Below are 26,092 nucleotides of genomic sequence, written 5' to 3'. Positions count from 1 at the left end.
CAACGTGTACAGCATTATGGAGAAACGAACGATGAAAACCTTGACTGCACTGTTCACCGCCGCTGCCCTGTCGTTGGGTGCCACTGCTGCATTCGCCAAGGATGTGCAGCCTGACGAAGTGGTCAAACTGGTCAACGACAAGACCATCAAGTCCCTGGATGAACTCAAGAAGGCCGCGATTGCCAAGCACCCGGGTTCCACCGTCAAGGACTCGGAACTTGAAGACGAATACGGCCGCTACGTGTACAAGGTCGAACTGCGCGATCCCCAGAATGTGGAGTGGGACGTGGCCTTCGATGCCAAGACCGGTGAACTGCTGAAGGATGAGCGAGACAACTGATGAACCCACCACCACGGGCAGCGCGCTATCTGGCCCTCGCCCTGCTGGCCGCGTGCTCGCTGGCCGCTGCCCGTGACCTGGACCAGGATGAGGCACTGGCTTTGCGCCAGAAGGGCGTGATTCTACCGCTAGAACACCTGCTGGAGACGGCCATGGCCCGTCACCCAGGCGCGCGTTTGCTGGAGGCAGAGCTTGAAGAAGACGACGACCGCTATGAGTACGAGGTCGAGTTGCTGACGGTTGACGGCGTAGTACGGGAAATCAAGCTCGATGCTGCTACTGGCGCCCTGCTCAAAGATGAGGAAGATGACTGAATGCGCTTGTTGCTTGTCGAGGATAACGTCCCGTTGGCAGACGAACTCACCACGGCGCTGCAGCGTCAGGGGTACGCCGTCGACTGGCTGGCCGATGGCCGTGATGCGGTCTATCAGGGCCAGTGCGAACCGTACGACCTGATCATCCTGGACCTTGGTCTGCCAGGGTTGCCTGGCCTCGAAGTCCTGGCGCAGTGGCGTGCAGGCGGTCTACTGACACCCGTACTCATCCTGACGGCACGTGGTTCCTGGGCCGAGCGCATCGAAGGCCTGAAGACCGGCGCCGACGATTACCTCAGCAAACCTTTTCACCCCGAAGAATTGCAATTACGCATTCAGGCGCTGCTGCGCCGCGCGCGTGGGCTTGCCAACCAGCCAAAGCTCGAAGCTGCCGGCTTGCATCTGGACGAGCGTCGCCAATGCGTGAGTCGCGAGGGCGTCGATATTCAGCTCACGGCTGCAGAATTTCGCCTGTTGCGCTATTTCATGTTGCATCCCCAGCAGATCTTGTCCAAAAGCCACCTGGCTGAGCACCTCTACGATGGCGAGACCGAGCGCGACTCCAACGTGCTCGAGGTTCACGTCAACCACTTGCGCCGCAAGCTTGGCCGTACGGTGATCGAGACACGGCGCGGCCAGGGCTACCTATACGCCGGGAGCGCTGCGTGAAGTCGATCCAGGCGCGGCTCAGCCTGGGCCTGATTGCCGTGCTGGTGGTAGTCGGGGTGGTACTGGCGCAGCTGACGCTATGGCTGTTCGAAGCCGGGTTGCAACGCTACCTGGAAAACGGCCTGCGCAACGAAAGCGAGAACCTGCTGGTAGCACTGGTGCGCGGGCCTGCAGGCATGCAGCTCGACGAGCAACGCATCTCGGCGGCTTATCAGCGGCCGTTTTCTGGCTACTACTTTCGCATCGACTTTGCCCAAGGCACTTGGCGTTCACGCTCCTTGTGGGACATGAACCTGCCCAAACCGTCGGCCCCTGGTCTGTCGGACCGGCACGAGCTTGGTCCTGAGGGGCAGGAGTTGCTGACGCTGCGTGCTGATTACCGGCGCCTGGGGCAGGATATATCCATCAGTGTCGCCCAAGATTACTCGCCTGTCCGCCAAGGCTTCCGGCGCCTTCAGCAAATTGGGCTGGGCATGGGCCTGGTCGCGCTGGCCCTGGTGCTGGTGCTTCAGCGCATGACCGTCACCCGCTCGCTGCGCCCACTGGAGCGGGCTCGACAGCAAATCGCCCAGTTGCAGCAGGGTCAGCGCTCCCAACTCGATGCCCAAGTACCCAGTGAGCTGGTGCCGTTGGTTGGCCAGATCAACCATTTGCTCAGCCATACCGAAGACAGCCTGCGACGCTCGCGCAATGCACTGGGCAACCTGGGCCATGCCCTGAAAACACCCCTGGCGGTACTGCTTAGCCTGGCGTCCAACGAGCGCCTGCAGGGCTTGCCTGAGGTCCGTGCACAGATGCGCGAGCAGTTGCAGCAGATCGAGCAGCGCCTGGCCCGCGAGCTCAACCGCGCACGCCTGGCAGGCGATGCGTTGCCAGGTGCGCAATTTGCCTGTGATGAGGAGTTGCCAGGGTTGCTGAGCACCTTGGGCATGATCCATGGCGAGGGCCTGGTGCTGAGCCATGCCATGCCATCTGGCCTGCTGCTGCCCTGGGATCGCGAAGACATGCTGGAACTGCTGGGCAACCTGCTGGATAACGCCTGCAAATGGGCGGACAGTGAGGTACACCTGGGCATCGCAACCTCCGAGGACCATTACCAGCTGTGGGTCGACGACGACGGCCCTGGCATCCCCTATCAGCAACGTGTGCAAGTGCTCGAACGGGGTTCTCGCCTTGACGAGGAAGTCGATGGGCACGGTCTGGGGCTGGGCATCGTGCGTGACATCGTCCAGGCCTGGGGTGGGCAACTGCAACTGCTAGAAAGCCCGATGGGCGGATTGCGTGTGAATATCCAATTGCCGCGCCGTAGCCTGTGACCAGCGCTGAGTCCCACAGCGCGGCCCGGTTCCCCCTTCCCAGCAGGCAAACAGCTGTACTGCAAAAAAAATGCACCACTGCCACATTTTTTTGAATTAGCCCAAATCGACGTCGCTCGGCAGAATCGCTCCTCGTAGCCTTCGCTCGCCGGCGTCCAAGACAACTGTCAATACCGCGCACCACTGGCCAAGGCTTACGGTTCCTCTTTCGTCCAGACCTATACAGAACCCGAAACGACATGCCTGCCTCGCGTACCGAACGTCTTCTGCAGTGGCTATTACCCGCTCCCATGAACATCCCTCCCACCCAATGGCTGCGTGCCGGTGTCGGCGCATTGGTCGGCCTGTTCCTGGCAGGCTGGCTCACGAGCCTGGCTTATGGCCCGGATATCGCCTTGCACCTGCTCGGGCCGTTGGCAGCCTCGGCGGTGCTGGTGTTCGCCGTTCATTCAGGCCCCCTGGCACAGCCTTGGCCAGTGCTTGGCAGCTATGCCTTGGCCGGCATCGTTGGCTTGGCAATGCGGGACGGTTTTGGTCCCGGGCTTTGGGTCGCTGCCGCCGCCCTGGGTCTGTCCATCCTGGTGATGTGCTTGCTGCGCTGCCTGCACCCGCCCGGTGGCGCAGTGGCGGTCAGTGCGGTTCTGGCCGACCCAGGGCTGACCGCCCTGGGTGACCATCTGCTGGAGCCGGTACTGCTCAACGCGCTGATTCTCGTCGCGGTGGCCATCGTCTATAACCGCTTGACCGGTGTGCGCTACCCCAAAGGCGCTGCACCGCGTAAGGATTTGCACCACACTCACGACCCGCTGCCAAGTGAGCGCGTCGGCATCCGCAGTGAAGACCTGGATCAGGCGTTGGAAGAGTTGGGCGAGTTCGTCGACGTAACCCGTGACGAGTTGGAGCGCATCATCCTCGCCACCGAGCAGCACGCCCTGCAGCGCAGCCTAGGGGGCATCACGGCGGCGTCGGTGATGTCGAAGGACGTACAGTTCGTCAGCCCTGACACCACCTTGCAGCAAGCCTGGAAGCTGCTCGACAGCCATCATGTCAAGACCCTGCCGGTGGTGCAGGACGGCGCATTGGTGGGGATCGTCAGCCTGAGCGACCTGGTAGGCCCGGCCATGCAGCAGGCGCGTTTGAGCTGGCGGGGGCTGTTCGGGCGCAAGCCCGTGCGCATGGCGCAGGTGATGAGCCGCCGGGTCGTCAGTGTCAGCAGCCAACACCCGTTGGAGCGCCTGCTGCCGCTGCTGTGTGAGCAGGGGCTGCACTGCCTGCCGGTGCTCGACGGCGACGTGCTGGTAGGGGTGGTCACCCAAACTGACCTGATCGCCGGGCTCAAGCGCCAGTTGCTCAGCAGCGCCAATGCCTCAGAGCGTCGGATCCCAGCGTTGTGACCAGTCGCTGGCCTCGGCTGCGATAAGCCGGCGCAGGATGCCAAGGGCCTGTTGCAACGCGTCGCTGTCACGCTCGCGGGCGTAGACCAGAAAAGTGGGGTAGGTAAATTCCGGCGCGTGCGGTACGCGCTCGAAGACGCCACTGTCCAGGTAAGCCTGCACCACTCGCGTGCGAAAATAGCCGCTCCCGCCCTTGTCGAGGATGAACTGCAAGGCAAGCGGCCCCAGGTTAAAGCGCAGTGCGGCGCGGGCGCAGTCGGGCAGGGCGGCGTCATGTTGCCGGCGGAACGCCTCACCCCAGTCGATGTAGATGTACGGCTCCGGCCGCTCGACCCGCCGGATCCGCACCAGCTTTTCTTCCATCAGCTGCTCCACCTGCAAGCCCGGCCCGTAGATCGGCTGGTACACCAGCGCGGCGTCAAGTACGCCCATCTCCACCCTGCGCAGCAATGATTCGCCATCGCTCACTTCGCTGTGGATGCTCTGGCCAGGAAGCTCCTGGTACAGCGCAGTGACCCAGTCGAGCATCATCGGGTTGCCAAGGCTCACCTCGCCGCCAAGGTGCAGCACCTGCTGATAGCCCGGTGGCAGGGGCAGGTCGCGTCGTGCTGCCTCCCAAGTCTGCACCAGCTGGTTGGCATACCCGACGAAGGCTTCGCCGTGGCTGGTCAGGCGGGCGCCAGTCCGGCTTCTTGTGAACAGGGTGCAGCCCAGTTGCTGCTCGAGCCGCTGCAACCTGGCGGTGACTGCTGTCTGCGACACGCACAGGCGCTCTGCAGCCGCCACCAGGCTGCCACTGCGCACGACCTCCAGAAAAGTGCGGGCCTGATCGATGTCCATTGAGGTACTCACCGTAAAAACTGGTCGCTATTCTAGTGAGTTTATCGCCACATTGAATGGCTTTTGCCCACGCTGCAAAAATGCAGGTCAGTTAGGCCATATCGCGCCTGGCGCCTGGGTGCAGGGCATCCATACTCAGCGTTCGCCCTTCAAGAACAACAACATCGGGTCAACTCACCATGAGCTATCAGCACAGTTACGCCCAATCCATTACCGACCCCGCCGCCTTCTGGGCAGAGCAGGCGCGCTCGGTGGCGTGGTACCGCGCACCCACCGTGGTTCTCGAGAACAATGCCGATGGCACTCACCGGTGGTTTCCTGACGCACGATTGAACAGTTGTTACCTGGCTCTGGATCACCAGATCGAGCAGGGTCGGGGAGATCAGTTGGCGCTGATTTACGATTCCCCGGTGACCGGCACCCAGCAGACGCTCTCCTACCTTCAGCTTCGCGAAGAAGTCGCGCGACTGGCCGGCCTGCTGCGCCAGCTTGGGGTACAAAAAGGCGATGGCGTCATCATCTACATGCCGATGGTGCCCCAGGCCGCCATGGCCATGTTGGCTTGCGCGCGCATCGGTGCTGTTCACTCGGTGGTATTCGGCGGGTTTGCGGCCAATGAGCTGGCATTGCGTATCGATGATGCGCGCCCGGTGTTGCTGCTAACCGCTTCCTGTGGGCTGGAGTTCGAGCGCGTCATCGAGTACAAGCCGTTGGTCGATCGCGCTCTGGAACTGGCCCAGCACCGCCCGCGCAACGTGTTGGTCTGGCAACGGCCCCATGCGCAAGCGCCGTTGCAGGCAGGCCGAGACCTGGATTGGGCTCAGGCCGTCGTCGATGCTCAGCCAGTGGCGCCGGTGGAGTTGGATGCGGCAGACCCGCTGTACATCATGTACACCTCAGGAACCACCGGTAAACCCAAAGGCATCGTTCGCGAGAATGGCGGTAATGCCGTTGCGCTGCACTATGCCATGCGCACCGTCTACGGCATGCAGCCAGGCGATGTCTGGTGGGGTATCTCCGACGTGGGCTGGGTGGTGGGGCACTCGTTGATCGTGTATGGGCCGCTGATGTGCGGCTGCACGAGCGTCTTCTACGAAGGCAAGCCCATCCGCACGCCGGATGCTTCTGCCTACTGGCGCGTAGTGGAGCAGTACAAGGTCAATGCGCTGTTCTGTGCGCCCACAGCCATGCGTGCCATCCGCAAGGAGGACCCTGACGCCGAACTGCTGCGCAAGCATGACCTGAGTTCACTGCGCCAGTTGTTCCTGGCAGGCGAAAAACTCGATTCCAGTACCCATCAATGGCTGGAACGGGTAAGCGGCAAGCCGGTGCATGATCACTGGTGGCAGACCGAGACCGGCTGGCCGGTGACTGCGCCCTGCGTGGGGCTCGAGGGGAGCGCGGCAAGAGCAGGGTCGAGCAATCGTGCGGTGCCTGGGTACCACGTGCAGGTGCTGGATGACGAAGGGCATCTGGCCGGCCCCAATCACCAGGGCGCAATCGTCATCGCCCTGCCGTTGCCACCAGGCTGCAGCCAGACGTTGTGGGGAGATCACTCGCGCTATGTCCAGGCCTACTTGAGCACGTACCCTGGCTACTATCACACAGGTGACGGCGGGTATCTCGATGAAGACGGGTTCGTCTACATCATGGGTCGCACGGACGATGTGATCAACGTTTCCGGGCATCGTCTTTCTACAGGTGAGATGGAGGATCTAGTCGCGCGTCATGCTGCTGTCGCCGAGTGTGCAGTGATCGGCGTTCACGATGACATCAAAGGGCAGGTGCCATTGGCATTGGTGGTGCTCAAGGACGGCGCCGGCATCGTTGAATCGCAGCTGCTGGTCGATCTCGTGGCCAGCGTACGCGAGGAGATTGGCGCCTTGGCCTGCTTCAATCAAGTCCGATTGGTCAAGCGTCTGCCCAAGACCCGATCTGGCAAGATTCTTCGCGCGGTGCTGCGCAAGATCGCCGATGGCCAAGCGTACACGCCGCCTTCTACAGTGGACGATCCGGCAGTGCTCCAAGAAATCGAAGCGGTGCTGTCAGGGCTTGCGCGGGCAAGCTGAGAAGGCAAATCCGACCCTGCTCAGCCTTCGGCGCCTGCGGGGCCCATTTGCTGTAGCTGGCCAAGGCGACTGCGGGTGCGCATCAGGTCTGGCAGCGATCCCTCGAGACTTTCCGCCAGCGGGCGCGAGCCAATGAGGGTCAGTTGCCGATCCTGGTCGTAGAGCACGTCCACCACGTTTACGAAACGCTGCTGGGCAGCAAGCGAACACGCCTCCAAACCGTCCAGGCCCTCGATGATCCAGTGCGAATATTGCCGAGCCAATGCCAGATAATCGATCACGGCTGTAGGCTGCTCGCACAGGTCTTCGAAGGTGAACCTGATCTGGTCACCCTCAGCGCCCTGCACGCGTAGTGGGCGATTATTGACCATGAGGGTATCGCCGTGGCCCTTCGGCATGTGCAGGGACTGGCGCTGCGCACCGGTCCCGGGCCAGACATAACGGCCCTGCGTAAAACGTTGCAGCGCCCGGTTGACCGGCAGGCTGCGAAAATCCGTTTCACCGCCGACTTCCTTGATGACCATGCAACGGTTGATCAGGTCGATCACAGGCTGGAACCGCTGATGGTAAAGCGGATTGGGCAACAGCCCCTCAGGTGCGTAGTTGCTGGTGAGCACCAGCAACGTGCCCCGTGCGAACAGGGCCTCGAACAATCGAGTCAGTAGCATGGCATCACCAATGTCATGCACATGAAATTCGTCGAAGCACAGGATGTCGTTTTGTCCGGTCAACTCGTCGAGCGTGATGCCAATGGCATTGCCCGTCGCTTGGTGGCGGTGCACGCCGTGATGCAGGCGGGCAAAGAAGTCGTGGAAGTGCCAGCGCAGTTTCGATGGGTTGGGCACCCATTGAAAAAAGCTGTCGAGTAACCAGCTTTTACCCCGACCGACCGGGCCATATAGGTACACGCCCGTCGCTTGCCCCGTCCTGTGCTGGTCGACCTGCTGGGACAGGCAGATGATGGCCTGACGTTGGCTCTCGCTAAGCGTGAAGCCGCATCGACGCGCCTTGTCATCGAAGGCGGCAGCCAAATCGTTGCTCGGCGCCACTGCACGATGACGAAGGCGCTTGCCAAGGTGGCGCAGCGGGGCAGGTAACCAGGCGGGCAATGGCTCGTTTCCTTGTAACAGACGGTAGCGAGGATCTTGCACCAGCCTGGGCTGTGTGACCAATCGAGAAAGTGACATCGACTGATCGCTTGCTGCGATAGGTCACAGCCTACGGGCAGCTCATGCTTTGAGTTGCAGCTGACTCTCGATCATGTATTTCACGGCCAACCGGCGCTCCTTGAGGCGACGAAGGTCGTCGTCCTCGAAATTGCCTGCCGAGATGGATTCGGCGGCCAGCACCTGGTTATCGATGTCGACGTATTCGTCGAGCAAACGGTCCAGGTCCTTATCGGTCTGGCGACGTTGCTGAACGATTTCGCGAGGGTAGTGCAGGTCTTGGTACAAATCGTGTGATACGGGCATGGCATCCTCCTTGGGGCATGACAGTGGCGATAACCATTGGAATGAAGGTTTGCGATTGCGTTGACGAGAAGGGGCAGGAATGCGACGAACGGTAGCGCTCAACCGCTGCTGAAGACTAACTCGCTGTTTTTTGGTAATTTTTTTATCAGAGGGCTTCCCAAACCCAAACATTGTTGATAAAGTGCCGCGCATTCCAAGACAACAACGCGTTGTCAGTTACTTGGAATCTTCAGAGCAGCTTCAGCTGCATCCGATACAGGGGCGTCGCCAAGCGGTAAGGCAGCAGGTTTTGATCCTGCCATGCGTTGGTTCGAATCCAGCCGCCCCTGCCATTTTTCTACATTTCTTTTTCAGTGCATGGGCTACCAGCGCTGAATTCGTCGTTTCTGCGATTCGGGATTTTTTGGCAAGTGGCTTTTGATCGAGAGGCGCATCTTGTAATGCACCTCCTCTCGGAAGCCGCGCTGGGCGAACCGTGGCGCAATGCTTCAGGTCGCTGTACCCAGCATCTCGTTCAGTGCCCTGGCGAGTTCGTCAGCTTGTACTGGCTTTTGAATGACCAGGCTATCGGGCAGGTCTAGCCCTTGAAGCTCCGCATAACCCGTAAGGAACACCACGCGCAGCTTGGGGTAGCGCTCTCTCGCCGCCATGGCCAGCTGAGCGCCATTGAACTCAGGCATGGCGAAATCGGTAAGAAGCAAGTCGATATCATCGTCCAGCAGTGCCAGTGCCTGCTCCCCACTGTGTGCCTGGCGAACCTGATACCCATATTGGCGCAGGACATCGCCCAGCATGTCGCGCACCAGATGGTCGTCATCCACCAGCAGCACGTTACGGTTGTAACCGCTTTCGGTGATGGTATGGGTCAATGGCAGCGGTTCCGGTTCGCTCGCGACCTGGTCCTTCACCGCAGGCAAATAGACGGCCACTTCGGTACCGCTGCCCGGTGCGGTATCAATGCGCACACCGCCGCCCGACTGCTTGGCAAACCCGAAGACCTGCGCCAGGCCCAGGCCAGAGCCCTTGCCGATATCCTTAGTGGTGAAGAACGGTTCAAAGACCTTGGCCAGTACCTCTTCGCTCATGCCGCACCCCGTGTCACGGATGCTCATCATGACGTACTCGCCGGGGTCCGGATCTTCCGGGCGGCGTGGCAAGTCGTCAATGCGCGTATTGCGCGTGGACAGGGTCAATTGCCCACCCTCCGGCATGGCATCGCGGGCGTTGATCGCAAGGTTCAGGATGATCATCTCGGTCTGGGTCGGGTCTGTAAGCGCCTGCCAGAGCGATTTGTCCAGATCCAGGCGTACGGAGACATTGCCGCCCAGGGTGCGGCGTAGCAGTTCTTCGAGGCCATCAAGCGTGCGGTTCAGGTTCAGCGGCACGGGTTCGAGCCGTTGGCGCCTGGAAAATGCCAGCAACTGCGAGGTCAGCTTGGCTCCGCGTTCACCCGCTTCCCTGATATGGGTAAGCCGGGTTCGTGCCTTCTCGACATCGGCCTTTACCAGGTCGCGCTCCAGAAAGCTCGCCCCGGTCAGGATCACGGTAAGCAAGTTGTTGAAGTCGTGGGCCACGCCCGCGGTAAGCTGGCCCACCGCCTCCAGACGCTGCATCTGTTGCAGGGCGGCCTCGATACGCTCACGCTCGCTGATTTGCTCACGCAGACGGGCGTTGGCTTCGGCCAAGCCCATTGCAGTTTCACGTTCGCTGGTAATGTCCCGCGCGACTACGTAGAGCAGGGTGTCTTCGGGTACCACGACCCATGACAGCCAGCGCTGCTGGCCGCCTGCGTGGAGAATCCGGCCCACGAAACGGGCACTGGTGCGTCCATGGGCCAGCGACGCCAGTTCGGTCAGCAGCAGTTCCTGATCCGGCTCCGGCAACAGGTGCAGCAACGAAGACTGGCTCAGGCGTTCCCGCGAAAGGCCCAGGCTGGCTTCCCAGGCCGGGTTGAGCGCCACCGGTGTCAAGTCGTGGTTGAGCACGGCCAGCAGGTCCTGGGAGAGCTCCCAGGCACGATCGCGCTCACGGGTACGTCGCTCGACACGCTCGCCGAGCATTTCATTGAGTTGGCGCAATGCCTGAGTGGCCACGCGCTGGGTGTGAACATCCTGAAGAACGCCTGAAAAACGTACGCACTTGCCGTCGACGAACTGGCTCTGGCCACTGCTCAGCACCCACCGGGGCTCCTGGCCATCGGGCGGCACGATGCGAAATTCCATGCGATAGTTGCCGCCACTGTCCGGAAGCATGGCCAGGTTGACAGCTTTGCGAACCATCTCGACGTCGTCTGGATAGATGCCAGCGTAGAACACCTCCAGGCTCATCTCGGTGTCCAGCGGCAGGCCAAACAACGCCTTGCAGCGTTCATCCCACGCCAGCAATCCCTCCTGAGGTCTCAAGTCCCAGGTCCCCATGCCCGCAGCGGTGATAGCGATGCGCGCGCGGGCTTCTACCTCAGCCAAGGCCTCCTCGGCACGGCGTCTGCGCTGGCGCTCCTGCACCTCGGTGAGAGCACGGCGCACGGCTTTGGGCAGCAGCGGCAGGTTTTTCTTGAGCACGTAATCGGTGGCGCCCAGGCGGATCATCTCTACCGCATGTTCCTCTCCGTAGATACCGGAGAGGAAAATGAAGGGCACATCAGGGGCCAGGCGCTGGGCGATCGAAAGCACTTCGGTGCCCGATGAGCCCGGCAGTACGCAATCACACAGAATCAGGTCATAGCGCCCTTCGCGAAGGGCATGCTCGACGCCGTTGTGATCGAAGACCAGGTGAGACTGGATGCGCAGCCCGCTACGCTCGAGGCGCATCAGGGTGAGCTCGGCGTCCATCGAGCTGTCTTCGACCATCAGTAGGTTCAGCGGGGTAGACTGCATCGTGGTGCAGGCCTCAGTTGCCGCGACGGTTCAAGCGCAACGAGCCGGGTGGTGGCTCGTTGAGTACTGCCCAAAAGATGCCCAGGTCGGAAATGGCGGCAACGAATTCCTTGAACTCGACGGGTTTGACCACGTAGGCGTTGACGCCCAGTTCGTAAGCGCGCAGCAGGTCGGGTTCTTCGCGGGACGAAGTCAGCATCACGGTCGGAATACTGCGCAGCTCCGGGGAGGCACGCAGCGCCTTGAGTACTTCCAGCCCATCGACTTTCGGCAGCTTGAGGTCGAGCAAGATCACGGCAGGGTTGCCGTCGTCGCGGTCAGCGTAGGCCTCGCGGCGCAACAGGTAATCCAGGGCATCTGCGCCGTCACGCAGCACGATGACTTCGTTGGCCAACTGGCTACGTTCCAGGGCCAGGAGCGTCAGCTCCAGGTCTCGAGGGTTGTCCTCGACCAGCAGGATGGGTTTTAGCATGGTAAGTGCGGTGCCTCAGTGCGTCGCGGATGGGCGCGGTAATGTGAAATGAAAACTGGCGCCTTTGTCGATCTGGCCTTCGGCCCAGACACGGCCATCGTGCCTTTCAATGATGCGGCGAACACTGGCCAGGCCAATGCCCGTGCCTTCGAAATCCTCCATGCGATGCAAACGCTGGAAGACGCCGAACAGCTTGTTGGCATAGGCCATGTCGAAGCCCACGCCATTGTCCCGGACACAGACCTCGGTCTCGGTTGGATGCTGCACGGCTGTGATCTCGATGCGGGCAGGTGTACGTCCACGGGTGTATTTGATGGCATTGGCCACCAGGTTGTTCAATGCCAGGTTGATGAATGCCGGGTCGCCGTAGGCGCGGGGCAGCTGCGCGACGTCCCAGATGATCTCACGCCCGGCATAGTCGGGTGCCAGTTCGGCGCGAATGGCTTCGACCAGCGCGTTGAGGTCCACGTCCGACATCCGCAGGGCAGAGCGACCCATCTGCGAGAAATGTAGCAAATTGTCGACCAGGTTGCCGGCAAAATGAGCAGCCTCGCCGATGTGTTGCAAGAACCGCTTGCCACGTTCACTCAGACCGGCGCCTTCCATTTCGCCGAGCAACTCCGTATAGCCCGCGATGTGGCGCAGGGGCGCACGCAGGTCGTGGGAAACACTGTACGAGAAGGCCTCGAGCTCCTTGTTGGAGCGGCGCAATTCGTTGGCCATCTGCGCCAGCTCTTCAGCCTTGCGCAGCACGATACCCAAGACCGCAGTACGCAACTCCATGACGCCATCGATGACCAGCGGGTCCCACGGTGCGCAATAGCCATGCAGTTGCTCCTGCCAGCGTTCGAAACTATGGCGAGGTGCGAGGTTGCCTAGCGGTGCGACTTCCTTGGTGGGCTGCCCAGCCCATTGGACGCTGCGCACCTGCTCAGGCCGGAACCACAGCAGGTAGTGCGAGTGAATTTTAGAGATGGCCACTGCCAGCACGCCGCCGGCATGCTCGGCCAGTTCGGGCAGCTCGCTGACGTCACGGCGTACATTATCCGTCTGGAATACATCCTCACCTTGGCGGGCCAGCCAATGTACCAGCGCGTTGACCTGCGCCTCTGGCGGGGTGATGCCGACCCGCTCGCAGTACTCGGCTGAAATGATCGCAGCGCCTTGGGCGCTTGCAAAGGCCATGAGTACATCGGGCAAGGCGCGCAGGCCTTCGCTGACACTGTCATGGTCGGCCATGGACGAAATCATCCGCACGATGTACTGGCGAAGTTCCAGTAACTGACGGGTGCTGGCGTGGGCTTCACGGGATTCGATCTGCAACGACAGTACGCTGGCCAGCAGCTCGCAGGCGGTACGCGTGCGCAGAGCCACTGGTCTGGGTTGTGCATGATGGCACGAAATGAGCCCCCACAGCTGGCCATCCACCACGATGGACAAGGACATCGATGCCAGCGTATCCATGTTGCGCATGTATTGCAGGTGCACGGGCGATACGCTACGCAGGCTTGTGAAGCTCATGTCCAGCGGGTTGCCAGTGACTGGGTTGAGCGGCGGTAACAAGGGTGACGACTGATAATTGGCATCTTCGATGACGCGGATGCGGTTGACCCGATAGAGCTCACGCGCCTGACGCGGTATATCCGAGGCAGGGAAGCACAGGCCCAGGAAGCTGGGATAACCCGGGTCGGCAACCTCGGCCAGGACCTCACCGTTGCCATGGGCGTCGAAGCGATAGGCCTTGACCCGTCCGAAGCCGGTCACACGCTTGAGCTGAACCACGGTCTGCTGCAGCAATTCCTCCAGGCTACCCGCTAGGTGCAGGCTGCTGACGAAGGCGCGCACCAACGGGTAGTAATCACCCTGGGCAGTCAGGTCCTCGGGGACTCTGGGTGGCTCGAGCTCGACGATCAGCACACCGTCATGCCTGTGTGCCAGCAGATGAAGCTCCTCTCGGTAAGGTGCCCTGTCGTGCAAGCGCACATCACCGATATGGAATGGAAAGGCTTCGTCTTTGGGCAGCCGCGCCAGGTGCTGGCGCATGTCGAAGCCAGCCTGGACGATCTCGTCGAAGCTGCAACCGAGCAATGTTTCGGCAGGCCTGCCCAGCCACTGCACGATGTTTTCACTGACCTGCAGGATGTGCAGATGCTCGGGATCGAGCACCAGGACAAACCCGTGAGGCTGGATGCTACCCGGCACTTGAATGGGCTCCTGAGCGCAGCGTTCGATCGCCTGGGCAAGTGTTTGGTCGGTAGTCATCGAAGAAAACGCTCCTGTCGTTTGGGACCTGCATGCCGCATGGGTCTGGGGCAGGATGGTGGCGATACACCCTATCAGAATATCGCTAGGCCTGCCTTGCTTTGGCGGTCAAAACGCATCTCGCATGTAAGCTGCCAAGCACTTTCAGGAATTGCCACAGCCGTTAGTGCTTTTTTGCTAATACCAAAAAACAGGCGTGTCGAACGGTTTGAGGGTAAGCCCGCTGCTAATCTTGAAAACAGTGTGAATGACAGGGACGCTGACGTGAACAAGCACGCGTTTGCCGCGCTCTTGGGCCTGCTGCCGCTGGGCAGTGCTCTGGCGGCAGATTTTCTGGTCGAAGTGAGGGTGTTGGTAGAGCGCGGTTGCATGCTCGTCAACCCTGCCCGGGAGGCGGGTGCACAAGCACTCGGGCGCATCGACTTTGGCGCAGTGTCACGATTGGATGGGCCGCAGGCCCCTCGAAGTGGGACGCTGTTGGGGCCCTCTGTACCCCGCCTGGCGTGTAATCCGGACACGCCTTACCAGGTACGTGTGGACGCCGGCCAGCATGGTGGGAGCGGGGCCGTGCGGTTCCTGGCTATCTCAGGCTCCGGTGCCAGACCCATTCCCTACCGGCTGTACCGGGATGCCGCCGGACGCCAGCCGTTGATGGTCGATGAGCCGCAGTCGTCACGGGTGCCTGGCAGCGGCCAGGTAGACCTGCCGTTGTACGCAAGGTTGGACAAGCTGGCCTGGGCCCCTGAGACAGGGCGGTATACCGACCTGCTCAAAGTGACGGTCACCTGGTAGGTAAACCCATGCACAAGGATGTGAAGCTGTGAACCGATCATCAATGCTGCTGCTGACGCTCGGCCCATTGCTCATACCGGGCGGCGCGGCGCATGGCACCACCACCGGCTTCATCCAGGCGCAACTGATCATCAGTGCTGCTTGCCAGATCAGTAGTGATGAAACGCAACCTGCGACACTGGCCAACCCTGGATTGATGGATTTCGGTGCCCGCGGCCCCAACTGGGAAGAACCTGTTCGCAGCCGGGTAGATGACGTTGGCACCCAAGGCCGCTTGCAGATCAGTTGTACGCCTGAGGTGCGTGCATTCAAGGTGAGTATCAACGCTGGCATGAACGGCGATGACGGAATACGTCGCCTGAGCAATGGGCGCGAACTGATCCCGTACCAACTGGCTGTCGATCCAGCGGGCCGCAGCCACTACCCGGTCGGCCAGGCTCGGCCCTTTGTCATCAACAGCACTCGGCAAATGCCTATTCCCATTTACGGCGTGCTGGTCGCACAGCCTCGTGCGCTACCCGCTGGCCTTTATCGCGACACCCTCAGAGTGACCCTGGACTGGTAACCCATCAAGGAGATATCGATGCGAACCCACCTCTCACGCTGTATCCTCGCCGGGCTGGGCATGGCGCTGGCGTCCCAGGCGCCGGCAGCCACCGTCACAGGTACCATCAACTCGACACTGACCCTGATTGCGGCTTGTCAGGTCAACGGCAGTTCTGGCACCTCAGGCCTGAATTTCGGCAGCCTCAACTTCGGTACTCAGGATGCCTTGTTCGGTACGGCCAACGCGCAGGTACTCGGCGGCAGCGGCGGGGCACTGAGCGTGCTGTGTTCCGCGGGCACGGTGCCCGCCATTCGGGTACGCGCAGGCGCCCACGATGGCCAGTCCACCGGTGGCACCCGTGCTCTGGCAGACGGTGCCGGCAATTTCGTTCCCTATGACTTCTATACCGATGCGGGGCGCACGCAGTTGCTGGCCATCGACGGCACGATCACATTGCCGACCAGCACCGGGGTAGCGCAAACCGTCAATCTCTATGGGCAAGCGCGTGGCAAGGCCGGGTTGCCTGCGGGTGTCTATACCGACACCGTCGCCGTCGAGCTGACGTTCTGAGACATGCGCGTCTGGCGTACAGGGAGCGTTGCCGGCTGTCTGCTGATGCTGGCTGGCCCGCTGGGTGCAGCCACCACCAGTACCTTTGCGGTGAACGCGCAGGTTGTCGCCGGTTGTCTGATCACAGGGGGCGCCACGCAGTACGGCACCCTGAACTACGGTACGCAGTCGGCCTTGTCCACGGCCGTGTTGAGTACGGCATTGGGCGGTTCGAGCGTGTCGCTGCAATGCACGCCTGGGGTCGTGTTGAGCATGAGCCTGGATGCTGGCCAGAACGCCAACGCAGGCATGCGAAACCTCAAGCGTACGGGAGGCACGCAGGTAGTGCCCTACCAGTTGTACCAGGATGCTGCATTGGCGCAGGGCATCGGCATTGGGCAGAACGTGAACGTGAGTTATGCCGACCCTGCAGCTGTAAGGTTGCCTGTCTACGGAAGGCTTCAACTACCCGGAACGGTGCCTGCCGGCACCTATACCGACGTAGTCCAGGTGACATTGACCTGGTGACCGGTCGATTCGCCAACATACCGTCCCAGGGAGGGCTACATGAGAGCACGCAGCAAATGGATCCAGGCCTTGTTACTGCTGTGCAGTGTGGGTGGCCAGCCGGCGTTGGCCGCCACGTCCGTACTGATCTGGCCCATCGACCCTGTATTGGAAGCGGGGCAGAAGGCTGGGGCGCTGTGGCTGGAGAATCGCGGCACAGTGGCGGCAAGCCTTCAAGTGCGGGTGTTTGCCTGGCGTCAAGGCCGCTTCGAGGAGCAGTTCAGCGCGCAACGTGAAATCATCGGCAGCCCTCCGGTCGCCACTGTCGCACCCGGTCAGAAGCAACTCATTCGCCTGACCCGCACCGGTGCGGCACCCGCCGGCCAGGAACAGGCCTACCGCATCATCATCGATGAGATTCCGCCAGCAGTGCCAGTGGACAAGGCCGAGGCCGGCACCACGGCCGCGATTCGCCTGCAAATGCGCTACTCGGTGCCGCTATTCGTTTACGGGGAGGGCCTCTGGGGTCGCCCGGACCCGAACGGCGAGCGCAACGAGCAGGGGGTAGGCAAGCCGCAGCTGACCTGGCAGCCGGTCATGGTTCAGGACAAGCCGTATATCGAGTTGCGAAACACTGGCCCTGTGCATGCACGCTTGACCGATGTGGTGGTGCAGCAAGGCAACCAGGCCAAGCCTGTTGCAGAAGGACTGCTGGGCTATGTATTGCCTGGGGCCAGCATGCGCTGGCCGGCGCCGCTGACCGTGGGTGCCGGGGGGATACTCAAGGGGCGGGTCAACGGCCAGGGTGAGGCGACCGTCATCAGCCAGGGCCGGTAAGTCACAGGCAAGTCACGGGGCCAGGGAGGGCCCGACAATGGTCAGGACCGATGCGTGAAGAGGTTCGCGACGAAGCGCCTGGGGTGTCTGGGGCTGGCCCTGGCCGGCTCAACCCTGGTGCTGGCGGACGACCTGCCGCCGCCCCCCACGGAGCTGTCGGCGGTTGCCGATGCCACCTTGTACCTGGACCTCACGGTGAACCAGATGCCTAAGGCTGAATTGGTGCCGGTGCAACAAAGAGCCGGGCGCCTTTACATAGACAGTGAGGTGCTGCGTGCAGCAGGCCTTGCGCTGCCCGGCGACCCCTCGGGCGACGTGGCGCTGGACGCCGTTGCGGGGATGCATGCCGAATATGACAGCCAGAATCAGCAACTGCTGCTGGATGTGCCCCCAGGCTGGTTGCCGGATCAGCAAGTCGGTGAGCGCACGCTTTACCCGCCTACCGATGCGCGCAGCAGCTTCGGTGCCGTGTTCAATTATGACCTGTACCTGAACGATACCGACGACAGCGGCACCTACCTAGCCGCCTGGAATGAGCTGCGCGTGTTCGACAGTTGGGGCACCGTCTCCAGCACGGGCCAGTGGCGGCATTCGTTCAACGGTGTGACACGCAGTGGCACGGGTGATGGGTTCCTGCGTTACGACACCACCTGGCGCTTCACCGACGAGCAACGGTTGCTGACCTTCGAGGCCGGCGACCTGATCACTGCCGCCTTGCCCTGGAGCAGCTCGGTGCGCGTGGGTGGGCTGCAGCTGTCCAGGGACTTTGCCGCCCGGCCAGATCTTGTGACCTACCCGTTGCCCGCCTTTGCAGGCGAAGCGGCCGTGCCAACGTCCCTTGAGCTTTTCATCAATGGTTATCGAACCAGCACCACCGAATTGCAACCCGGCCCCTACACCCTGACCAACGTCCCTTTCATCAACGGTGCTGGCGAGGCAGTGGTGGTTACCACCGACACCCTGGGCCGGCAAGTCTCCACGACCCTGCCGTTCTACGTGACCAGCAACCTGTTGCAAAAAGGTCTGACTGACTACGCGGTGGCAGCCGGCAGCCTCAGGCGAGACTACGGGGTGCGCGACTTCGGTTACGGCCCAGGCGTGGCTTCGGCCAGCCTGCGCCACGGTCTGAGCGACACCTTCACGCTGGAGGCCCATGCGCAAACGGCCGAGTCCCTGATGCTCGGCGGCCTGGGGGCGAACGTGCGCTTAGGGCAGTTCGGGGTGCTCAATGCTGCGCTTGCTCAAAGCCGTTTCGAAGGTAGCCAAGGTCAGCAAACCGCCCTGGGTTATCAATACAACAGTCAACGCCTGGGGTTCAGCTACCAGCGCCTGCAACGCCATGGCGATTACGCCGACCTGACGCGCATCGATCGGCGCGACATGCAACTTAGCAGGAGCAGTGAGCAGGTGACGCTGAGTCTGAACCTCAACCAGTACGGGAATCTAGGCGCAGGTTATTTTGATGTGCGTGCAGGGGACGGCACCCGCACGCGTTTGATCAACCTCAGTTACAGCAGACCGCTATGGGGCAACAGCAGCGTTTACCTTTCTGCTAACCGAGAGGTCGGTGATCGCCAGTGGGCGATGCAGGCGCAGCTGGTGATTCCGTTCGACATGACCGGCACCCTGGCCTTGGGCATCGAACGCAACAAAGAGGGCCAGCACCAACAGCGGGTCAATTACAGCCGGGCCGTTCCAGTGGGCACCGGGGTGGGCTACAACCTCGGGTATGCCACCGGCAGCGATCGCAGGGCTTACCGCCAGGCCGATGCCACCTGGCGCCTGCAATCGGTCCAGCTGCAGGCGGGTGTCTACGGCAGCAGTGGAGAAATGACCCGTTGGGCCGATGCCAGCGGCTCGATCGTGTGGATGGACGCCGGCCTGTTCGCGGCCAACCGCATCGATGATGCGTTCGTCGTGGTCAGCACCTCCGGTTACGCTGATGTGCCCGTGCGCTACGAAAACCAGCCGGTAGGCCGCACCGACAAACGTGGGCACCTGCTTGTGCCCTATAGCAGTGCCTACTACCGGGGCAAATATGAAATAGACCCGATGGATTTGCCGCCTGACATTCTGGCACCGCAGGTGGAGCAGCGCGTTGCCGTGCGCCGCGGCAGCGGTTACCTGCTCGACTTCGAACTCAAGCAGGTGCGAGCAGCCAGCCTGGAGCTGGTGGATGGCGATCAGCGACCGCTGGGCCTGGGGAGCCGCGTCAGGCACGTGCAAAGCGGCGCGCAAGCCGTGGTGGGCTGGGACGGGCTGGTCTACCTGGAAAATTTACAGCCCACTAATCGCGTGCAGGTCGAACTGGCGGGGGGAGGGCAGTGTGAGGTCGATTTCGTCATGCCAGAAAGCACAGGTTCGATCCCGTTAATCGGGCCGTTGGTGTGCAAGTGAACCGTCACCAGGCATGGCTCTGCGCAGGGTTTCTAGTATTCTGCGCAGAGCCTGCCCAGGCCAAATGCGCGTCGGTGGCCACCGCGCCAGCCTTGTTCGGTGCCCTCAATTCGACGCAGGTACGCACAGCCGTGCAGACGGCGTCCACAACCAACGCCGGCCTGCAGTGCAATGGCACGGTGTTGAGCGTGCTCAGCAACACTGACTCATTCAAGCTGACGGTACAGCCGACCACGGGTGGGCTGCTAGGCCCCACGGGAGATGTCATCCCGTACACGCTCTACGCCGACGCCACCACCAACTTCCCCATCAGCCGAGGAGTTGCTTTCGAATATGGACGCACGGGCATCCTCGATCTGCTGGGTTTGCTCAACGGTACACCCAAGACTGTGCCGTTGTACCTTCGTACCCAGATCGGGAGTAACGTGGCGGCAGGTCTCTATCAGGAAACCCTCCGGCTGGATTGGACCTGGAACTATTGCGAAGGGCTTTCGCTGGGCGGGTTGTGCATCGGGAGGGATACCGGATCAGGCACCCAGTACCTGACCGTCAGCCTGACGGTGACCAATGATTGCCAGATCGTTACGCCGAATATCAACTTCGGGTCTGCGCCTGTGGTCAGCGCCTTCGCAACGGTCAGCCAGAGCCTGAGCGTCTCCTGTACCAAAGGCAGTGCCTACAGTGTCGGGCTCAGTGATGGGCAGAACGTGCTGAGCGGACGGCGGCGCATGAAGTCGGCCGCCAACAACTACCTGGCGTACGACATCTACAAAGGCGCAGGTACCGTTCGCTGGGGCGCTACCGGCAGCGCCAGGCGGGCCAGTGCCGACGCCGACGTCAACCCAGGCGTTGGCACTGGCACTGGCAGCCAGGTATTCAACTACAGCGCCCGGGTCTATACCGATCAGCCTACGCCGCCGGCGGCCAGCTACTCGGACAGCGTCGTACTGGACGTACAGTTCTGAGGGACAAGGCAGGCTCAGCGTAGGTCGTCTACCATCACGGCGAGCGTATCCAATACGGCGCTCGCCAACGCCTTGGAGCGCAGGCCTGACCAGCCCGTGTGCGGGTCGGGGGCATCGTCGTGGTCCTTGAAAGGCATCTCCAGGGTCAGCGACAAGCAGTCGTGAGCCATCCCCACGGCATTGCATGCCAATGTCGTGTTGGCCTGGCCAGGCGCGTCGCGGGTGTACCCGTGGGTGGTCTGGAAGTCTGCCGTCAGGTTCATCAGTGTGCTGCGAAAGGTTTCCTCCAGGTGGGCGAGGCGGGCGGTGTAACCTGGGTTGCCCTCGCATGCGGCAGTGAACACATGGGGGATTTCTTCATCCCCGTGCACGTCGATGAAGGCGTCCACGCCATGCTGCTTCATCTGCGCCTGGGCAAAGAACACTTCCGGAGTGAGCTCGACATTGGCGTCCTGCCAGGCGCGGTTCAGGTCCTTGCCGGCGTAATTGGTGCGCAAATGGCCCAGGAAGGCACCATCAGGGTTCATGTTGGGAATCAGGTACAGATCAGCGCGCTCCAGCAGTTGCTGGACAGTGGCGTCACCCGCTTGCACGCGGTCGATCAGCCCCTCCATGAACCATTCGGCCATGTGCTCACCGGGATGCTGTTGGGCGATGAACCACACTTTGCGCTTGCCCGCCGCGCCGTCGCCTGCGCGCAGTAATGGAATATCGCGACCCTGGACGCTGCGACCGCTGGCCAGCAATGTGATGCCCGGGAGGGCGAGCGCCCGTTCGATCAATTGATTGTGGCGTGCACGGGGATAGGGCTCGAAGTAGGCGAACCAGACCTGCGCTTGCTGCGCCGTGATCTCGAAGCTCAGTGCACTGCCATCGAATTGGCTCGGCACCCGAAACCAGGTCTGCTGGTCGTAGGAGGCCACGGCGTTGTAGCCACTCCAGGCGTTCTTGTAGGAAGAGCCAGCGGCGTTGTCGAGGCTGAACCGATGGTTCTGCCCAGGCGTCAGTCCGCTGGCGCGAAAGTGAAACCACTGGTAGTGGCCACTGTGGGTATCCGGCCGGATGGCGAGGCGGACCTGGGCAGGATTGCTGGCGTCGATGACTTCGATGTTGCCAGAATCGAAGTCGCAATCGATATGCAGCGGTGACAGCGTCACGGTCATGGGGCGGGCTCCTTGGCGGTGTTGTTGTGCCAATACTGTACACCGCTTGCAGGCGTCGTCGCGCCCCCGTGCGCCTGGCCTTGGTTCAGAGCCCCAACTGGCTCAGGTCAGGATGATCGTCAGGCCGTCGACCTAGCGGCCAATGGAACTTGCGCTCGCTTTCTGCGATAGGGTGCTCGTTGATGCTCGCGTGCCGATAGTGCATCAGCCCGTCCGGGGCGAACTCCCAGTTCTCGTTGCCATAGGCCCGGTGCCATTGCCCGCTGTCGTCACGGTATTCGTAGGCATAGCGCACGGCAATACGGTTGTCGGTGAAGGCCCAAAGCTCCTTGATCAGTCGGTATTCAAGCTCGCGATTCCATTTGCGGGTCAGGAAAGCCTCAACCTCGGCTCGCCCGCGGGGAAACTCGGCGCGATTGCGCCACACGGTATCAGGGGTATAGGCCAGCGACACCTTGGCAGCATCGCGGCTGTTCCAGCCGTCTTCGGCCAGGCGGACTTTCTCGATGGCGCTGGCGCGGGTGAAGGGTGGCAGGGGTGGACGGGACATTGCTCGACTCCTCGGCATGAATGTGTCCGAAAAGCGTAGCGTGCCAGGGGCAAAGCGAGAATCATCACCGGGCAGACTTCACAATTGCGTCGGCGACAACAATGTCGATGTGTACGCAGACCCGGTGTGATCGGGTTTGGGCACTGCCCGCCACAACCGTGTCTGGTGCACGGTCGTGACGAACAAATGGCTCAGCGCCGGCGGAACAAGGGCAGCGGCTGGTCCGTGGCACCCTGATAGGTGACGGAGAAGTCCTTCAGGCCCTGCAGGGCGTCTTCAGGGTCCTTGTCGGCGCGGATGGCGAATGCATCGAACCCACAGCGGGCCATGAAGAACAGCTGGTCGCGCAGCACGTCACCAATGGCGCGCAACTCACCCTTGTAGCCGTAGCGGTCGCGCAGCAGGCGGGCATTGGAGTAGCTGCGCCCGTCCGTGAAGGCAGGGAAGTTCAGGGCGATGACCTGGAAGTGCTGGACGTCCTCGCCAATTTCCTCGGCCTCCTGATCGCTGTCCAGCCAGATGCCCAGACCACCGTCGCGGGCTTTCAGGGCATGGGCATGGTCGCGCCACATCTGCAAGGGCACGATGTAGTCGTCGCAGTTGGTCAGTTCGTCGAACGAGGTTTCCTTGGGCAACAGGTGCCAGGTTTCGTCGACGATCTGGTTGTGCTTAATGATTCGCTGCATACACGCGTTCCTTGAAGGGGTCGATGCCGATGCGTTGGTACGTGTCGATGAAACGCTCTTCTTCGGTGCGTTGTTCGACGTAGACGGCGATCAGCTTCTCGATCACATCAGCCATGTCGTCCTGGGCGAACGAGGGGCCCAGGATCTTGCCGAGGCTGGCGTCGCGCGCGGCGTTACCGCCCAGCGATACCTGGTAGAACTCTTCGCCCTTCTTGTCCACGCCCAGAATGCCGATATGACCGACGTGGTGGTGCCCGCACGCGTTCATGCACCCGGAGATGTTCAGGTCGATCTCACCGATGTCGAACAGGTAGTCCAGGTCGTCGAAACGGCGCTGGATGGATTCGGCGATGGGGATCGATTTGGCGTTGGCCAGGGAGCAGTAGTCACCGCCTGGGCAGCAGATGATATCGGTCAGCAGGCCGATATTCGGGGTGGCGAATCCGCTCTCGCGCAGCTCCAGCCACAGGGCATGCAGCTGGCGTTGCTCCACGTCGGCCAGGATGATGTTCTGCTCGTGGGAGGTGCGCAGGAAGCCGAAGCTGTAGCGTTCTGCCAGGTCGGCCACGGCGTCGAGCTGCTTGTCGGTGAGGTCACCTGGAGCAACGCCGGTGGGCTTGAGCGACAGGGTCACGGCCACGTAACCAGGGCGCTTGTGGGCACGGGTGTTGCGTGAGCGCCAGCGCGCGAAGCCTGGGTGTTCGCTATCCAGGGCGCTGTAGTCGACATCGTCCAGCGCCAGGTATTGGGGGTCGACGAAGTGACGCGACACGCGCTGCACTTCCGCCTCGGTCAGCGTGCTGCTGCCGCCACGCAGGTGGACCATTTCGGCCTCGACCTTTTCGGCGAAGACTTCAGGTGTCAGGGCCTTGACCAGGATCTTGATCCGCGCCTTGTACTTGTTGTCCCGGCGACCGTAGCGATTGTAGACGCGCAGGATGGCGTCCAGGTAGCTGATCAGGTCCTGCCAGGGCAGGAATTCATTGATGAACGAACCGACCACCGGCGTGCGACCCAGCCCGCCTCCGACCAAAACGCGGAAGCCCAGCTCGCCAGCGTCGTTGCGCACCGGCTCAAGACCGATGTCGTGCACTTCGATGGCGGCGCGGTCCTGTTTCGAACCGTTGATGGCGATCTTGAATTTGCGCGGCAAGAAGGCGAATTCCGGGTGGAACGTGGTCCACTGACGGACGATCTCGCACCAGGGGCGCGGGTCGATGACTTCATCGGCGGCGACGCCTGCGAACTGATCAGTGGTGGTGTTGCGCAGGCAGTTGCCGCTGGTCTGGATGGCGTGCATCTGCACGGTCGCCAACTCGGCCAGGATGTCGGGAATGTCTTCCAGGGCCGGCCAGTTGAACTGAACGTTCTGGCGGGTGGAAATGTGCGCATAGCCCTTGTCGTAATCGCGGGCGATCTTGGCCAGGGTACGCACCTGTCGGGCATTGAGTTGGCCATAAGGAACGGCGACACGCAGCATCGGCGCGAATCGCTGAATGTATAGGCCGTTCTGCAGGCGCAGCGGGCGGAATTCTTCCTCGCTCAGCTCACCGGCCAGGTAACGGCGGGTCTGATCACGGAACTGCTTGACGCGGTCCTCGATGATCCGCTGATCGTATTCGTCATATACGTACATAAAAGTCCTGTCTCAGGCATGCAGCTATTCGCGCGCACGGCCGCGCACTCCGGTTCGGAGCCGGGGCACCATAGCAGGTTGTATTTATGCGCAAAAGTGATGTTTTTGCATATGAAAAGAACCAAACGAACTATGTGAGACTGACTGCCATTTATGCGCTTGTCCTGACCCGGTGGGTATAATCCTGGGTTTGCTTCAGAGACCTCAGCCTATGCTCAAGGCCCTGTGCCACTGCCTGTGCCTGTGCTTCGCCCTGCCATTGACCGCAGGTGCGCAGCCGGTGTCGGTGGTTTTCCTCAACCCGGGCTCGCCGGGCGAGACGTTCTGGGCCAGCTACAGCCAATTCATGCAGTCCGCTGCCGATGAACTGGGCATGGACTTGCGTGTGGAATATGGCGAGCGCCGGACCGATCTCGCCCTGAGTCAGGCCCGGGCGGCCCTCGATGGGCCCAGGCGACCAGATTACCTGGTACTGGTGAACGAACAGTACATCGCCCCCGAGATCATGCGCCTCTCGCAAGGGGCGGGGGTCAAGCTGCTGCTGGTCAACAACGGCTTGACGCCCAGCCAGGCACGGGCTGTGAGCGCCCGGCCTGACAAATTCGCTCAGCCGTTGGGGTCTCTGACCACCAATGACGAACAAGCCGGGTTCCAGATGTTGCGCGAGATGATCGCGCAATTGCCTGCCGCAAGCGGTCCAGTGGATCTGGTCGCGTTTTCAGGCGTGAAAACTACGCCTGCCTCGCAGCGCCGGGAAGACGGCATGCGCCGCGCCTTGGCCGACTTCCCCCAGGTGCGCTTGCGCCAGGTGGTATACGGCGGGTGGAGCCGGCAGCGCGCCTACGAGCAGGCGCGGTTTCTGCTCGAACGTTACCCGCAAACACGGCTTGTATGGTCGGCCAATGACGAGATGGCCTTTGGGGCCATGCAGGCGTTCGAGGAGGCGGGGCTCAAGCCAGGCAAGGATGTGATGTTCAGTGCGGTGAACAGCTCGGGTGAGGCATTGCGTGCGCGTCTGGACGGACGCTTGAGTGTCCTGATGGGCGGGCATTTCAGCCTTGGGGGCTGGGCCATGGTCATGCTCAATGACGATGCCCACGGCCTGCCGTTTGGCCGCGATGGCCTGCGCGACTACAGCCTGCCTGTGTTGCAGAGCATCGACCAGGCCAAGGCCGGGCAATGGCTCAAACGACTGGAGCTGGCCGACTACGGCGTGGACTTCAAAGCGTACAGCGCCATAGGGCGCACGGCTGGCTATCAGTATCCGTTTCTCACGTCACCGGTCGAATACTGAGAAACCCTGCTTGAGCAAAGGTCTTTGCTGGTCTTAACTGCCGATTGTGCGGTGCATTCCCATAATCACTAGAAGAGGCAATGCCATGACCAACCCAACGAAGTTGCGCAAGCCCGGCCATAGCGTCGATACCTGGGCAATCCTG

At 61.8% G+C, this 26,092-nt stretch carries 24 protein-coding genes and 1 tRNA gene; 15 read left to right on the top strand and 10 right to left on the bottom strand.

Annotated elements, in window-relative coordinates; all coding sequences use genetic code 11:
- The first annotated feature begins 31 nt into the window (after positions 1-31).
- The 5 genes from CRP40_RS09905 to CRP40_RS09885 all read left to right on the top strand — a co-directional run bounded on the left by CRP40_RS09905 (position 32) and on the right by CRP40_RS09885 (position 4,033).
- Entirely contained in the window at positions 32-340 is a 309-nt protein-coding gene (locus CRP40_RS09905; RefSeq protein ID WP_027914619.1) for a PepSY domain-containing protein, read from the top strand.
- A complete protein-coding gene (locus tag CRP40_RS09900) occupies positions 340-654 on the top strand; it encodes a PepSY domain-containing protein (RefSeq protein WP_027914620.1) in 315 nt (104 codons plus the stop codon). The genes CRP40_RS09905 and CRP40_RS09900 overlap by 1 nt, the downstream gene beginning before the upstream one ends.
- Positions 655-1,323, top strand: a complete 669-nt coding sequence (locus CRP40_RS09895) for a response regulator transcription factor (protein WP_027914621.1) — start codon at positions 655-657, stop codon at positions 1,321-1,323. It abuts the gene before it with no gap.
- Entirely contained in the window at positions 1,320-2,639 is a 1,320-nt protein-coding gene (locus CRP40_RS09890; RefSeq protein ID WP_027914622.1) for a sensor histidine kinase, read from the top strand. The genes CRP40_RS09895 and CRP40_RS09890 overlap by 4 nt, the downstream gene beginning before the upstream one ends.
- A gap of 239 nt (positions 2,640-2,878) precedes the next feature.
- Positions 2,879-4,033, top strand: coding sequence for an HPP family protein (locus tag CRP40_RS09885; protein ID WP_027914623.1), 1,155 nt, complete (start codon positions 2,879-2,881; stop codon positions 4,031-4,033).
- Here the strand turns inward: CRP40_RS09885 and CRP40_RS09880 are convergent.
- Positions 4,007-4,873: a LysR family transcriptional regulator gene (locus CRP40_RS09880; protein WP_027914624.1), complete on the bottom strand. Its 867-nt coding sequence runs from the start codon at positions 4,871-4,873 to the stop codon at positions 4,007-4,009. The two genes, CRP40_RS09885 and CRP40_RS09880, sit on opposite strands and share 27 nt — an antisense overlap.
- Positions 4,874-5,052: 179 nt before the next feature.
- On the opposite strand from CRP40_RS09880, the gene CRP40_RS09875 reads away from it, so the two are divergent.
- Complete coding sequence (locus tag CRP40_RS09875; RefSeq protein ID WP_027914625.1) at positions 5,053-6,942, top strand: propionyl-CoA synthetase; 1,890 nt, start codon at positions 5,053-5,055, stop codon at positions 6,940-6,942.
- A 20-nt stretch (positions 6,943-6,962) separates the two neighbouring features.
- Here the strand turns inward: CRP40_RS09875 and zapE are convergent, their stop codons facing one another.
- Positions 6,963-8,051 carry a cell division protein ZapE gene (gene zapE / locus CRP40_RS09870; protein WP_027914626.1) on the bottom strand — a complete coding sequence of 363 codons (1,089 nt, stop codon included), beginning with the start codon at positions 8,049-8,051 and terminating at the stop codon, positions 6,963-6,965.
- Between the two features lie 120 nt (positions 8,052-8,171).
- Positions 8,172-8,414 (bottom strand): hypothetical protein, encoded by a 243-nt coding sequence (locus CRP40_RS09865; RefSeq protein WP_027914627.1) that lies wholly within the window; start codon positions 8,412-8,414, stop codon positions 8,172-8,174.
- A gap of 257 nt (positions 8,415-8,671) precedes the next feature.
- Between CRP40_RS09865 and CRP40_RS09860 the strand changes: the two genes are divergently transcribed.
- A tRNA-Gln gene (locus CRP40_RS09860) sits at positions 8,672-8,746 on the top strand.
- 156 nt (positions 8,747-8,902) lie between these two features.
- On the opposite strand, the gene CRP40_RS09855 is transcribed toward CRP40_RS09860, so the two are convergent.
- From CRP40_RS09855 to CRP40_RS09845, 3 genes are read right to left on the bottom strand one after another with little or no spacing between them, the layout of a single operon-like run.
- Entirely contained in the window at positions 8,903-11,290 is a 2,388-nt protein-coding gene (locus CRP40_RS09855) for a hybrid sensor histidine kinase/response regulator (RefSeq protein ID WP_027914628.1), read from the bottom strand.
- A gap of 13 nt (positions 11,291-11,303) precedes the next feature.
- Positions 11,304-11,762, bottom strand: a complete 459-nt coding sequence (locus tag CRP40_RS09850; RefSeq protein WP_027914629.1) for a response regulator — start codon at positions 11,760-11,762, stop codon at positions 11,304-11,306.
- A 15-nt stretch (positions 11,763-11,777) separates the two neighbouring features.
- Positions 11,778-14,024, bottom strand: a complete 2,247-nt coding sequence (locus CRP40_RS09845) for an ATP-binding protein (RefSeq protein ID WP_027914630.1) — start codon at positions 14,022-14,024, stop codon at positions 11,778-11,780.
- Between the two features lie 264 nt (positions 14,025-14,288).
- On the opposite strand from CRP40_RS09845, the gene CRP40_RS09840 reads away from it, so the two are divergent.
- The 7 genes from CRP40_RS09840 (at position 14,289) to CRP40_RS09810 (ending at position 20,618) form a co-directional block, all read left to right on the top strand.
- A complete protein-coding gene (locus CRP40_RS09840; RefSeq protein WP_033695032.1) occupies positions 14,289-14,816 on the top strand; it encodes a spore coat U domain-containing protein in 528 nt (175 codons plus the stop codon).
- A 28-nt stretch (positions 14,817-14,844) separates the two neighbouring features.
- Complete coding sequence (locus tag CRP40_RS09835) at positions 14,845-15,381, top strand: spore coat U domain-containing protein (protein ID WP_027914632.1); 537 nt, start codon at positions 14,845-14,847, stop codon at positions 15,379-15,381.
- Positions 15,382-15,399: 18 nt separating this feature from the next.
- Positions 15,400-15,933 carry a spore coat U domain-containing protein gene (locus tag CRP40_RS09830; RefSeq protein ID WP_023536078.1) on the top strand — a complete coding sequence of 178 codons (534 nt, stop codon included), beginning with the start codon at positions 15,400-15,402 and terminating at the stop codon, positions 15,931-15,933.
- Between the two features lie 3 nt (positions 15,934-15,936).
- Positions 15,937-16,440: a spore coat U domain-containing protein gene (locus CRP40_RS09825; RefSeq protein ID WP_027914633.1), complete on the top strand. Its 504-nt coding sequence runs from the start codon at positions 15,937-15,939 to the stop codon at positions 16,438-16,440.
- A 39-nt stretch (positions 16,441-16,479) separates the two neighbouring features.
- The gene (locus CRP40_RS09820; RefSeq protein WP_027914634.1) at positions 16,480-17,256 is read left to right on the top strand and encodes a molecular chaperone; all 777 of its coding nucleotides are present in this window, start codon (positions 16,480-16,482) and stop codon (positions 17,254-17,256) included.
- A gap of 99 nt (positions 17,257-17,355) precedes the next feature.
- Positions 17,356-19,653: a fimbria/pilus outer membrane usher protein gene (locus CRP40_RS09815; RefSeq protein ID WP_097223513.1), complete on the top strand. Its 2,298-nt coding sequence runs from the start codon at positions 17,356-17,358 to the stop codon at positions 19,651-19,653.
- Positions 19,650-20,618 carry a spore coat U domain-containing protein gene (locus CRP40_RS09810; RefSeq protein WP_027914636.1) on the top strand — a complete coding sequence of 323 codons (969 nt, stop codon included), beginning with the start codon at positions 19,650-19,652 and terminating at the stop codon, positions 20,616-20,618. Before CRP40_RS09815 ends, CRP40_RS09810 begins: the two co-directional genes overlap by 4 nt.
- 14 nt (positions 20,619-20,632) lie before the next feature.
- On the opposite strand, the gene CRP40_RS09805 is transcribed toward CRP40_RS09810, so the two are convergent.
- The 4 genes from CRP40_RS09805 to CRP40_RS09790 form a co-directional block, all read right to left on the bottom strand.
- Positions 20,633-21,781, bottom strand: a complete 1,149-nt coding sequence (locus tag CRP40_RS09805; RefSeq protein WP_027914637.1) for a M14-type cytosolic carboxypeptidase — start codon at positions 21,779-21,781, stop codon at positions 20,633-20,635.
- An 85-nt stretch (positions 21,782-21,866) separates the two neighbouring features.
- Complete coding sequence (locus CRP40_RS09800) at positions 21,867-22,331, bottom strand: nuclear transport factor 2 family protein (protein WP_027914638.1); 465 nt, start codon at positions 22,329-22,331, stop codon at positions 21,867-21,869.
- 191 nt (positions 22,332-22,522) lie between these two features.
- Complete coding sequence (locus CRP40_RS09795; protein ID WP_027914639.1) at positions 22,523-23,017, bottom strand: DUF934 domain-containing protein; 495 nt, start codon at positions 23,015-23,017, stop codon at positions 22,523-22,525.
- Positions 23,001-24,653, bottom strand: a complete 1,653-nt coding sequence (locus CRP40_RS09790) for a nitrite/sulfite reductase (protein WP_027914640.1) — start codon at positions 24,651-24,653, stop codon at positions 23,001-23,003. The genes CRP40_RS09795 and CRP40_RS09790 overlap by 17 nt, the downstream gene beginning before the upstream one ends.
- 211 nt (positions 24,654-24,864) lie before the next feature.
- On the opposite strand from CRP40_RS09790, the gene CRP40_RS09785 reads away from it, so the two are divergent.
- Complete coding sequence (locus tag CRP40_RS09785) at positions 24,865-25,947, top strand: ABC transporter substrate-binding protein (protein WP_027914641.1); 1,083 nt, start codon at positions 24,865-24,867, stop codon at positions 25,945-25,947.
- The last annotated feature ends 145 nt before the right edge of the window (positions 25,948-26,092 follow it).

The organism is Pseudomonas sp. URMO17WK12:I9 (assembly GCF_900230165.1).
GTDB lineage: Bacteria > Pseudomonadota > Gammaproteobacteria > Pseudomonadales > Pseudomonadaceae > Aquipseudomonas > Aquipseudomonas fulva.
The sequence above is the reverse complement of the archived record's forward strand: the minus strand, read 5'-3'. Positions and strand labels throughout refer to the sequence as shown.